Annotated in this window: 10 protein-coding genes and 1 tRNA gene; 3 read left to right on the top strand and 8 right to left on the bottom strand. The window is 35.0% G+C overall.

Going from position 1 to position 10609, the window contains the following annotated elements:
• Nucleotides 1-65: 65 nt before the first annotated feature.
• From ACFIMS_RS03125 to ACFIMS_RS03110, 4 genes are all read right to left on the bottom strand, one after another.
• A tRNA-Thr gene (locus ACFIMS_RS03125) sits at nucleotides 66-141 on the bottom strand.
• Nucleotides 142-336: 195 nt separating this feature from the next.
• Nucleotides 337-1695 (bottom strand): acetyl-CoA carboxylase biotin carboxylase subunit, encoded by a 1359-nt coding sequence (gene accC / locus ACFIMS_RS03120; protein ID WP_375613402.1) that lies wholly within the window; start codon nucleotides 1693-1695, stop codon nucleotides 337-339.
• Nucleotides 1696-1709: 14 nt separating this feature from the next.
• Entirely contained in the window at nucleotides 1710-2207 is a 498-nt protein-coding gene (gene accB, locus ACFIMS_RS03115; RefSeq protein ID WP_375613403.1) for an acetyl-CoA carboxylase biotin carboxyl carrier protein, read from the bottom strand.
• A 242-nt stretch (nucleotides 2208-2449) separates the two neighbouring features.
• Entirely contained in the window at nucleotides 2450-3322 is an 873-nt protein-coding gene (locus tag ACFIMS_RS03110) for a DsbA family protein (RefSeq protein ID WP_375621287.1), read from the bottom strand.
• Between the two features lie 345 nt (nucleotides 3323-3667).
• Between ACFIMS_RS03110 and glpD the strand changes: the two genes are divergently transcribed.
• The 3 genes from glpD to cobT all read left to right on the top strand — a co-directional run bounded on the left by glpD (nucleotide 3668) and on the right by cobT (nucleotide 8278).
• The gene (gene glpD, locus ACFIMS_RS03105) at nucleotides 3668-5197 is read left to right on the top strand and encodes a glycerol-3-phosphate dehydrogenase (RefSeq protein WP_375628154.1); all 1530 of its coding nucleotides are present in this window, start codon (nucleotides 3668-3670) and stop codon (nucleotides 5195-5197) included.
• 699 nt (nucleotides 5198-5896) lie between these two features.
• A complete protein-coding gene (gene dusA / locus ACFIMS_RS03100; protein WP_375696380.1) occupies nucleotides 5897-6877 on the top strand; it encodes a tRNA dihydrouridine(20/20a) synthase DusA in 981 nt (326 codons plus the stop codon).
• A 393-nt stretch (nucleotides 6878-7270) separates the two neighbouring features.
• The gene (cobT, locus tag ACFIMS_RS03095; protein ID WP_375628152.1) at nucleotides 7271-8278 is read left to right on the top strand and encodes a nicotinate-nucleotide--dimethylbenzimidazole phosphoribosyltransferase; all 1008 of its coding nucleotides are present in this window, start codon (nucleotides 7271-7273) and stop codon (nucleotides 8276-8278) included.
• Nucleotides 8279-8304: 26 nt separating this feature from the next.
• Here the strand turns inward: cobT and ACFIMS_RS03090 are convergent, their stop codons facing one another.
• The 4 genes from ACFIMS_RS03090 to rpmG all read right to left on the bottom strand — a co-directional run bounded on the left by ACFIMS_RS03090 (nucleotide 8305) and on the right by rpmG (nucleotide 10537).
• On the bottom strand, nucleotides 8305-8796 hold the full coding sequence (locus tag ACFIMS_RS03090) for an Lrp/AsnC family transcriptional regulator (RefSeq protein WP_015856433.1): 492 nt from the start codon (nucleotides 8794-8796) through the stop codon (nucleotides 8305-8307).
• 21 nt (nucleotides 8797-8817) lie between these two features.
• Nucleotides 8818-9447, bottom strand: a complete 630-nt coding sequence (locus ACFIMS_RS03085; protein WP_375613408.1) for a uracil-DNA glycosylase family protein — start codon at nucleotides 9445-9447, stop codon at nucleotides 8818-8820.
• 27 nt (nucleotides 9448-9474) lie between these two features.
• Nucleotides 9475-10038: a thermonuclease family protein gene (locus ACFIMS_RS03080; protein ID WP_375628149.1), complete on the bottom strand. Its 564-nt coding sequence runs from the start codon at nucleotides 10036-10038 to the stop codon at nucleotides 9475-9477.
• 331 nt (nucleotides 10039-10369) lie between these two features.
• Nucleotides 10370-10537 carry a 50S ribosomal protein L33 gene (gene rpmG / locus ACFIMS_RS03075; protein WP_004864083.1) on the bottom strand — a complete coding sequence of 56 codons (168 nt, stop codon included), beginning with the start codon at nucleotides 10535-10537 and terminating at the stop codon, nucleotides 10370-10372.
• Nucleotides 10538-10609 lie beyond the last annotated feature (72 nt).

Below are 10609 nucleotides of genomic sequence, written 5' to 3'. Positions count from 1 at the left end.
AGGTGGTCTGAAAATAGCTATTTAAAGAAAAAATCTATATATTTCAATATGTTCAAGAAATAAAATGGTGCCCCCAGAGAGACTCGAACTCCCGACCCCCTGATTACAAATCAGGTGCTCTACCAACTGAGCTATAAGGGCGTAACCATGTAGGAGTTAGCACAAACTAACAAAAAGGAAAACAGAAAATTATTAAATTTTATGTATATTAAAAGAAAACTATATAAAAAATAACCAATTTATTTCCTTTTTCCACTTTTTACAGCAAGGTTGGAACTATCCTTATGTTGATATCTTATAGAATCTTTTATAAGAATGCACCGTTTTGCTATCGAATTACGAATCTGAAGACTTTGATTGATGAGCAAGGTAATTTTCTAGCCAGTGAATATTATAATTACCATCAGCAACATCTTGATTATTAATAAGATCGCGAAAAAGAGGCAGTGTAGTTTTTATCCCATCGACGACAAATTCATCTAAAGCACGCCGTAAACGCATCATACATTCTAAACGGGTACGTCCATGAACAATCAGCTTTCCAATCATGCTATCATAGTAAGGAGGAATGCGATAACCTGAATAAGCGCCTGAATCAACACGAATCCCTAAACCTCCAGGTGTATGAAAATGTGTAATGGTTCCAGGTGATGGCGTAAAGTTAATAGGATCTTCTGCATTAATACGGCATTCAATGGCATGACCAGAAAAACAGACTTCATCTTGTGTCACTGAAAGTTTACAGCCTGATGCAATATGGATTTGTTCGTGGACTAAATCTATACCTGTAATTGCTTCAGTTACAGGATGCTCGACTTGTAAACGTGTATTCATTTCAATAAAATAAAATTCGCCATTTTCATAAAGAAATTCAATAGTACCAGCTCCACGATATCCAAGTTGGGCACAAGCATTTGCAACAATATTTCCAATTTTTTTCCGTTCAGTTTCATTAAGTGCAGGTGACGTAGCTTCTTCCCATACTTTTTGATGCCGTCGTTGAAGTGAACAATCGCGTTCTCCTAAATGAATAGCATTTCCCGCACCATCACCTATGACTTGAATTTCAATATGACGGGGTTTTTCTAAATATTTTTCTATGTAAACAGCGTCATCACCAAAAGCAGCTTTCGCTTCTGAACGCGTTGTTTTGAGAGCTATAGAAAATTCTTGTTCAGAATGAACGACTTTCATACCACGTCCGCCACCACCGGCAGAAGCTTTTATAATAACTGGATAACCAATTTCACGAGCAGTGCGTAAAGCATCTGATTCTTCAGTGACTGCTCCATCTGAACCTGGAACTACAGGAATACCAAGTTTTTTGGCGGTTTTCTTTGCTTCGATTTTATCGCCCATGATGCGGATATGAGTAGCTGTTGGACCGATGAATGTAATATCATGGGCTTCTAGAACATCTGCAAATTTTGCATTTTCAGAAAGAAAGCCATAACCTGGATGAACAGCATCCGCTCCTGTAATTTCACAAGCAGCAATAATTTGCTGAATACTCAAATAAGAATCACGAGCGGGAGGAGGGCCAATACAAACACTTTCGTCAGCAAGACGAACATGCATTGCATCTGCATCAGCGGTAGAGTGAACAGCCACGGTTTTTATGCCAAGTTCTTTACATGCACGTAAAACGCGAAGAGCAATTTCTCCTCGATTAGCAATGAGGATTTTTCGAATCATGGTTGCCCCTCGCTTTATTCAACAATAATAAGTGGTTCACCAAATTCAACAGGTTGACCATCTTTGACAAGAACAGTGGTTACCGTACCGGAGCGCGGTGATGAAATTTGATTCATTGTTTTCATGGCTTCAATAATAAGTAATGTCTCCCCTTCAGAAACATTTTGTCCTACTTCTACAAAAGGTTGTGCGCCTGGTGAGGGTGCAAGATAAGCTGTTCCAACCATTGGAGAGGTTATTGTGTTTTTTGATTTATCTTCTTGGATAGATTGTATAGGAGATTCAGCTGTTGGAACTGGAGAAGATGTTACAGAAAAAGTAGGAGTAGAAACAGGGGCATAGATTGCTTGCTCAGAAGAAGTTAAGGTATTTTGGCGTGAGACACAAATACGAAGCTCCCCTTGTTCAACTTCAATGTTCGTTAAATTTGTATCATTCAAAATTTCAGCAAGATCACGAATAATTTTCGTATCAATTGCGGTTTTTGCCGAATCCATTTTTTTTGTTGCCATTTTATTTCTAACTCCTTGATCAATGAAGATCGTCATTATCTCATTTTATGACCGAATATCTCTAGATTAGGGATGACATCTTTTGAGGCTTTAAAGATTTTTATTTCCTTTAAATCATTATACTTTGCAATTTAAAACTTGTATCTGCTTTACGTAAAATTGCACTTATAAGCCTGTTATCAAAAAAGAGAAAGCATAAAATTACCTCATTTACAGTATTCTTCCTAAAACGGATCAGGTATTCACTGTGTATTATCTATCGCTTGTTTTAGAATATCTTGTCTGGCTGCGCCGATGAATATTTTATCACCAATGATGTAAGAAGGTGTTCCCGTAATATGAAGTGCAGAGGCAATTTGAATGTTTTCTTTAAAAGCGTTTTGCAGAGTGGGATCTTTTATTGCATTATGTAGTTTTTTTTCATCTGCTCCTAATGAAACAGCTACTTTAATAGCTTTAGCTTCATTTGCACGACCCTGATACATTAAAAGCGTTTTGTGAAACTGAGGATATTTCTCTGGAAATTGTTTTCGAAATGCGTAGGCAACAGTATGGGCTGCCATAGAATCAGAGCTTAAAATTGGTAAGTCCTTGATAATAACCTTTAAATCTGGATATTCTTTTATCAAGTCTTCTATATTTGAATAGGAAATTTTACAATAACCACAGTTGTAATCAAAAAAATTGACAAGCACTCTTTTACCATTTGGGTTTCCCAAAACAGCGTCATGAGGAGAATGAAAAATCTCTTTTTCTAATGAATGAATGACAGAAGTTTGTTTTTGGTTTTCGTATTCATTCTGTTTTTCCAGCTTATCTTGAAGAATAAGCTGCATTTCAATCATAATTTCTGGATGAGTAAGAAGATACTCTCTGACGATTTGTTGAATATGATGAGAATCAGTATGTGGTATCATTTTTTCTTTAAGCTTAGATAAAAAGCTAGAATCTTCCAAAAGTTGTGATTTAAGCTTTTCTAAGCTTAAATCATTTGCTGTTTTTGAGTGTGATGTTGCGTTTGATAAAGAAGGTAAAAAGATTAAAATACTCGACATAACTATGACTAAAATTTTTGAAAAAAGTGTTATTTTCGAGTTTTGAGAGTGATAATTCATTTGTATACCTTCACATTTTTTAGGGTGTCATTGAGTGAACTATATGAAAAGCGCTATCTATGTGCAATGAAGCATTTAGTTATAGTGTATCTTTAAGAATGAGAAAAAACATCAATTTTTCTCTAAAAAGATTTCATATGATAAACCTTGGCTTGGTAAGGATTATGTTTTGTAAAAGATAAAAAAAATCTCTTTAATTTGTCAAATGTTGTTTTGATGTATAAGGGTATCAAAAGCTTTTTGTGCGTATTTATTTTAGGAAAAAGTACGTTGATAATACAATGAAGAACATTTGTATTATTTTTTCCTGTTGCTTTATTGAGTACTGAGAAACAAAATTAAATAATGAAAAGTGAAATTATGAAAACCACAACACATTATGATCTGTTTATCATTGGAGGAGGGATAAACGGCTGTGGATTGGCAAGAGATGCAGCAGGACGCGGATTTAAAGTGGGATTGGCTGAAATGAACGATCTTGCATCTGGGACCTCAAGTGCGTCAACAAAGCTTATTCATGGTGGGCTTCGTTATCTTGAACACTATGAGTTCAAACTTGTTCGTGAAGCATTGAAAGAACGCGAGATTATTTTACGTATGGCTCCACATATTGTGCGTCCTTTGCGTTTTCTCCTTCCTTATCATAAAGAATTGCGCCCTGCTTGGATGTTGCGTTTTGGACTTTTTATTTATGATTATTTAGGGAATTGGAATCAGAAATTGTGGCGCAGTAAAACGATTAATTTTTCACAAAAATTTTGCTCTACACTGAAGAAAGAATATCAGAGAGGTTTTGAATATTCTGATGCAAGAGTAGATGATGCGCGTTTAGTTATTGGCAATGCTCGTGATGCAGAAAAGTGGGGAGCTGATATAAAAGTACGAACAGAAGTTCTCTCTTTAAAAAAAGAAGACAATAAATGGCGTATCTTTCTTCAAGACAAGTTAAGTAGCAAAGAATATAGTGTCACAGCTTCTTATGTCGCGAATATGACAGGTCCTTGGATTGATCATGTTTTAGCAAGCATATTAGATTGTAAAGAACATTCACCAGTACGGCTTGTTAGAGGTTCTCATATTTTGGTTCCCAAGCTTTATACTCATGATCGTGCTTATATTTTTCAAAATGGTGATGGGCGTATTATATTTGCTATTCCGTATCAAGAAGAGTTTACCTTACTTGGAACAACAGATTGTAATTATCAAGGAGATCCGGCTGACGTTCATATTACTGATACAGAAATTGATTATATTTGTGCAGCAGCCAGTGAATATTTCATACAACCAGTGTTGCCTGAAACGATTGTCTGGTCTTACTCGGGAGTTCGTCCACTCTATGATGATGGAGCTTCAAAAGCACAAGAAATTACGCGCGATTATGTTTTAAAAGAAATGGGAACAGGAACGACACCAAAGATACTTAATCTTTATGGTGGAAAGATTACAACTTATCGTAAGTTGGCTGAAGATGCGATGAAATTTGTTGAAAAAGAGCTTGGTAAAAAGAGAGCATCATGGACGGCTAAGGCAGTACTTCCAGGGGGTGATTTTCCCTATAACAAATTAGATACAATCGAAAATAGGATTGCTCTTTTGATGCCAGATTTAGATGCTTTTACACATCGCAGGCTTGCACGCTCCTACGGTACGGAAGCATTGGTGATCTTTGCACATGGTAAGGCAAATAAAGGAAAAAATTTTGGACATGGGCTTTATGAAGTAGAAGTAAAATGGTTGATGGAAAAAGAATGGGCTAAAGTATGTGAAGATGTGTTATGGCGTCGTTCAAAACTGGGGCTCCTATTTAATGAACAAGAGGTTGATACTCTTTCTTCCTATATGCAAAGCCAACAAGAGATTGAACAACTTTTATGATCATTTTATTTTACAGATTTTATCTGCAATATTGTAAAATATTTTCCTTAAAGAGATACTGATATCAGTCATAGATATTAAAAAGGCAATGGCTGTCTATACCCTGATTTTAGTTTTTTTTGCAAGAATCACAAAATGGCAAAATTAGATAGAATATTTAGGATGAAATTTGTCTATCTTATAAAGTGAAATTCAAGAATGTTACCAAGAATAACTCATTGAAAAAAATGATTTATAATTAGATTCATGTGAAATAAGGATTTTTATTCTTTCTTTAGGAGAAGATAAAGATACTTTCTGTAGCATTTATTTGCACAATAAGTTAAAAAAATCTAAAGAAAATTAAATCTATTATAAAAAATTGTATAATGTGTTAGTTTAGCATTTATTATCTTAAATGCTGTGCTAAATCATGTAAGGATGGAGGCTTGATGAGCGTAAGAAGAACTTGTAAATGAGTTTTTTATATTATAGTAAAAATCTTCTTTTTTCATGTTTATATACCTGAACACTAATCTATGAGAAATGCGATATTGTGTTGTGGCATGATTGATTGTAGTAAACCTTGATATCAATTGAAAATAATGAACTGTTATTATACTCATGATAGTATAAGAGAATAAAATTTTCCGTAAACTAAAAGTAAGTATTTTTCTATGTATAAAGAGAGAGCTATAGGGACGTGAGAGTAATACCCTCATGATATTTTACAACCTTCCATCGCCTATAAAATTTGCAGTAGCACCAATGTTGGACTGGACAGACCGACATTGCAGGTTTTTTTATCGTCTTTTAACGAAAAAAGCTCTCCTTTATACGGAAATGATGGTAGCAGATGCTGTCATTCATGGTGTTCGCGAACAATTGTTGGCTTTTAGCGATAAAGAACGTCCAGTTGCATTACAACTAGGGGGGGCTGATCCGAGAAAGTTAGCAGAAGCTGCACGAATTGCTGAGGATTTTGGCTACAACGAAATAAATCTTAATGTCGGGTGCCCATCAAATCGTGTTCAAGCAGGTGTCTTTGGGGCTTGTTTGATGCTACATCCAGACATTGTGGCAAATGCCGTGGAAGCGATGAAACGAGAGGTTACTATACCTGTAACTGTCAAATGTCGGATTGGAGTGGACGAACAAGATGAAGAGTTAGCGTTAGATCTTTTGGCTAATCAGGTTTGGAATGCTGGATGTGATGCGCTCTGGATACATGCACGCAAGGCATGGCTGCAAGGATTGAGTCCGAAAGAAAACCGTAATATTCCGCCCCTTAATTATGAAAGAGTTTACAAATTAAAACGTAAATATCCTCATAAATTCATTGGGATAAATGGTGGAATTAAATCGATTGATGAGATCAAAGAACACTTAACTTTCTGTGATGCTGTCATGGTTGGTCGCCAAGTTTATCATAATCCAGCTTTGTTAAAACATATTGATTTTGAACTCTATGGTGAGACGCAAAATAATCTGAGTGAGAGTAATCTTATTGAGGTTATGTGTGATTATACAGCTCGACATATTGCATCGGGGGGGCGGCTTTCTCATGTGACACGTCACATGATTGGTTTATTTCATGGGCGGGGTGGGGCACGTCGATGGAGGCAAATATTATCAAATGATGCGACAAAACCAAATGCAGATATATGTATTTTAAAAGAAGCTTTTTATGCTCTCATTTAATAATAGCCTAATAATTAACATATATTAAAGTTGAGATCCTTTGCGTTTGGATGTCTTTGCGATAATTTTGATCTCTTCAATTTTATAAGTTTTTGAAAGTTTATAACTTTTATTATGCATAAGAATTGTTGGAATGTATATATTAAACGGCATGCTGATTATGCCTATTAAATAAAAAATAGGTTAAGGGTATCACTGTAAAGGTAATCATAAGATATTAATAACATTTTGAATCTTGCACGTTTGTTATTAGGGTTGAAAATAGAATGTAGAAATTATTGCTTTCATAGTATTTAACATTTTTAAAGCACTGTTAAAAAAACAATAAATTATTCATATCCTGTATATATGACGGGATTTTCATAAACATTGTAGATTTTAAAAGGTATCCTTATGACCGCTAGTCCATTTGATGATTTTCGTGCTTTGCTTACAAATTTACCTGTTGCTGATGAGTTTTCTATAATTTTGGCAAAAAAACGGCAAAAAGACTTAACAAAAGAGCAAGGAACATTAGGAAAACTAGGAGATATTGCTGTTTGGTATGCGGGGTGGAGGGGTACAGAAAAACCTATCGTAACGAGACCTTTGGTCGCTATTTTTTCTGGAAATCATGGTATTGTAGAGGAGAATATTACACCATTTCCACAATCTATGACACAAAAAATGGTAGAAAATTTTGCCTCTGGTGGAGCTGCTATCAATCAAATTTGTATTGCTTATGATCTTGGATTAAAAATATTTGATTTAGCATTAGAATATCCAACAATGAATATTACGAAGGATGCCGCAATGGATGAGCGGAGTGCGGCTGCTACAATGGCATTTGGAATGGAATCCATTGCGGGTGGAACAGATCTTTTATGTATTGGAGAAATGGGAATTGGAAACACAGCAATAGCTTCAGCTTTATGCTTAGCATTGTTTGGAGGGGAAGTGGAAGAATGGACAGGAAATGCTATGGAATCAGAAGGTGATTTTTATCAGCGTAAAATTGCAGCGGTTAAGACAGCTATTTCTTTGCACAAGGATTATTTCAATGATCCTTTTGAGATAATGCGTCGCTTAGGAGGACGTGAGATTGCTGCTATGGTTGGTGCTATTTTAGCAGCAAGAATAGAAAAAATACCCGTTATTTTAGATGGTTTTGTGGCAACAGTAGCTGCAGCGGTTCTTTATAAAATGCATCCAAAAGCTCTTGATCATACCCTTGTTGGACATGTTTCTTCTGAGACAGCTCATCGTAAACTTTTAAAAAAAATTGGCAAAGAACCACTTCTAGATTTGGGGATGCGTCTTGGTGAAGGGACAGGAGCAGCTATGGCAGCTGGTATCGTCAAAGCCGCTGTTTTAACACATGCACAAATGGCAGTTTTGGAACAAGAAAGTTTGAATGCCTAAAAGATCATGAGACGGATATAAAAATCTTAAGAGTTTTGTTCATGCGTCTTGTCGTGTAATTTAATATAATTAAGTGGAAGTTCCGTTGTATATTTAATCTGTTCCATTGCGAAAGAAGATGAGACATCACGGATATCAATTTTAGAAATTAATTTTTTATAAAAAAGATCATAAGCTTCAATGTTGGGCACAACAACACGCAATAAATAGTCAATATCTCCACTCATTCGATAAAATTCAATGACTTCACGGAATTCTTGCACAATTTTTGAAAAACGCTTAAACCATTCATGACTATGTGTATTTGTGCGAATAGACACAAAAACAGTGACGTGTGCGTTTACTTTTTCTGGAGAAAGAACAGCAACACGACGCTGAATGACGCCATCTTCTTCAAGTTTTTGAATTCTACGCCAGCAAGGAGTGGTCGAAAGTCCCACTTTTTTAGCAATATCAGCAACAGAAAGTGTCGCATTTTCTTGCAAAAGATGTAAAATTTTTCGGTCAAGACGATCCATATTTTTTCTCAATATTTTAATTTATAAAAATTTACGCACTAAACAACGCAGATATACAATAAGCTCATCGTTAAACCATGGGTTTTTCTGTAACCAAGAAGTATTTCGCCATGACGGATGAGGCAAAGGCATAACATTATAGCCTCGAGGTTGAGGAATGGAAAGAATATTTCTCCAATCACCAACAGTTGCAGAAACGGTTTTATGTTTTAATTCTGTAATGTGCCACTTTTGCGCATAACTGCCAATAGCAAGAACAAGCTTTATTTGAGGCATTGCCTGAAATATCTTTTCATGCCATATTTCTCGACATTCACGTCTTGGTGGTAAATCAGCTTTATTTTTGTCATAACCTGGAAAACAAAATCCCATAGGAACAATAGCAAAGAGAGATTTATTATAAAATTCTTCTTTCGTGACACCCAGCCAATTACGCAATTTTTCACCAGAGCGATCATTAAAAGGGATAGACGTTTCATGGACACGCAACCCTGGTGCTTGGCCTGCAATTGCAATCGAAGCAGTATCGGATAAATAAACGACAGGGTTTGGTTCATGAGGAAGAGGAGGAAAATAATGGGGTTGTTGGACGCAAACACGACAGGAATAGATCTCTTTTTCAAGTTTGATAATTGGGCTACATTGTTTCATTAGTAAATAAAATTAAAAAATATTTTTTTATTCTGTGCGAGGATTTGCTTTGCGCCATTCTTTTGGTCGTTGAAAACTTGATGCCCATATTCCTTTCTTTTTCTTTCTAGCTTCTTGCTCTTCTTTGGGGTATTCATAATAATTTACAGCCCAACCATTATGTACAAGTGTTGCGTTGATATTGCTAACTTGTTTTGTTTTACATGTTGCAAGAATACGGCGATATTTATCTGTTTTTTTCCAGTGACATGTAACAGTTTGATTTTTTAATAGTTGTTCTAAATATTTTTTTGCCTCAAGCCCACAAGGGTAGCGCGCTTCCTTTTTTCCACAAAATTGGTGGAGTTCAGGAGCATCAATTCCAGCTAGTCGAATCTTAATTGAAGAAATCATAATGGTATCGCCATCAATGATTAATGCATTTCCTTCAACAGAGTTTTGAGAAGAAAATTTTTCTTTTTGAGGCAACCGCTGAGTTTTCTTAAAATAAGTTGACATAATGATAAGAATGCTAGCAGCGACAAAAATACTGAAACCGATTACTTTTAGATTAAAGCTTCTTAGATTAAAATGAGAAAAAGATTTTTTCATGAAATAAAGAAACTGCTAACATTATTATAACTCTATTTTAGTATTGTTTATAATTGACCCGAGAAACTTTATTCATATGACGAAACAGTGTTTCGTTTTAATGACAAAATTTTCATTAGATATCACAATAATCAAATACTCATACAGAATATATGTAAGCAACTTAAATAATAAATCAACTTATCCAAATCCGTACAAAACATACAAAGTTTAAAGTAAACTTTTTAAACTTAAGGAAATAAAAAAACATCCCTCAAAAAATAACTTTGAAGAGCAATACTCCCACATTTCTTTTGGAGTATAAAATCTATCAATTTAATAATAATTTTATTTATTTAATTTTTGTTTCCTTAAATTCAACGTGCTTTTTTACAACTGGATCATATTTACGCTTGCTCATTTTATCTGTCATTGTACGGCTGTTTTTCTTTGTTACATAGAAAAAACCAGTATCTGCAGTTGATAAAAGCTTGATCTTAATGGTTGCTGCTTTAGCCATAATGTAAATACCCTATTTATACTGAAAAAATATTATTGCTGTCAAAACTTATTTCCGACATCATCAGATTTT

The organism is Bartonella sp. AP331QHHD, from assembly GCF_042195905.1.
Classification (GTDB): domain Bacteria; phylum Pseudomonadota; class Alphaproteobacteria; order Rhizobiales; family Rhizobiaceae; genus Bartonella.
The sequence above is the reverse complement of the archived record's forward strand: the minus strand, read 5'-3'. Positions and strand labels throughout refer to the sequence as shown.

What these genes read in the sequence shown, in the direction of transcription:
- glpD (WP_375628154.1), top strand. Translation starts at nt 3,668, where the DNA reads ATGAAAAGTGAAATTATGAAAACCACAACACATTATGATCTGTTTATC.
- rpmG (WP_004864083.1), bottom strand. Translation starts at nt 10,537, where the DNA reads ATGGCTAAAGCAGCAACCATTAAGATCAAGCTTTTATCAACTGCAGAT.
- accC (WP_375613402.1), bottom strand. Translation starts at nt 1,695, where the DNA reads ATGATTCGAAAAATCCTCATTGCTAATCGAGGAGAAATTGCTCTTCGC.
- ACFIMS_RS03080 (WP_375628149.1), bottom strand. Translation starts at nt 10,038, where the DNA reads ATGAAAAAATCTTTTTCTCATTTTAATCTAAGAAGCTTTAATCTAAAA.
- dusA (WP_375696380.1), top strand. Translation starts at nt 5,897, where the DNA reads ATGATATTTTACAACCTTCCATCGCCTATAAAATTTGCAGTAGCACCA.
- accB (WP_375613403.1), bottom strand. Translation starts at nt 2,207, where the DNA reads ATGGCAACAAAAAAAATGGATTCGGCAAAAACCGCAATTGATACGAAA.
- ACFIMS_RS03085 (WP_375613408.1), bottom strand. Translation starts at nt 9,447, where the DNA reads ATGAAACAATGTAGCCCAATTATCAAACTTGAAAAAGAGATCTATTCC.
- ACFIMS_RS03090 (WP_015856433.1), bottom strand. Translation starts at nt 8,796, where the DNA reads ATGGATCGTCTTGACCGAAAAATTTTACATCTTTTGCAAGAAAATGCG.
- cobT (WP_375628152.1), top strand. Translation starts at nt 7,271, where the DNA reads ATGACCGCTAGTCCATTTGATGATTTTCGTGCTTTGCTTACAAATTTA.
- ACFIMS_RS03110 (WP_375621287.1), bottom strand. Translation starts at nt 3,322, where the DNA reads ATGAATTATCACTCTCAAAACTCGAAAATAACACTTTTTTCAAAAATT.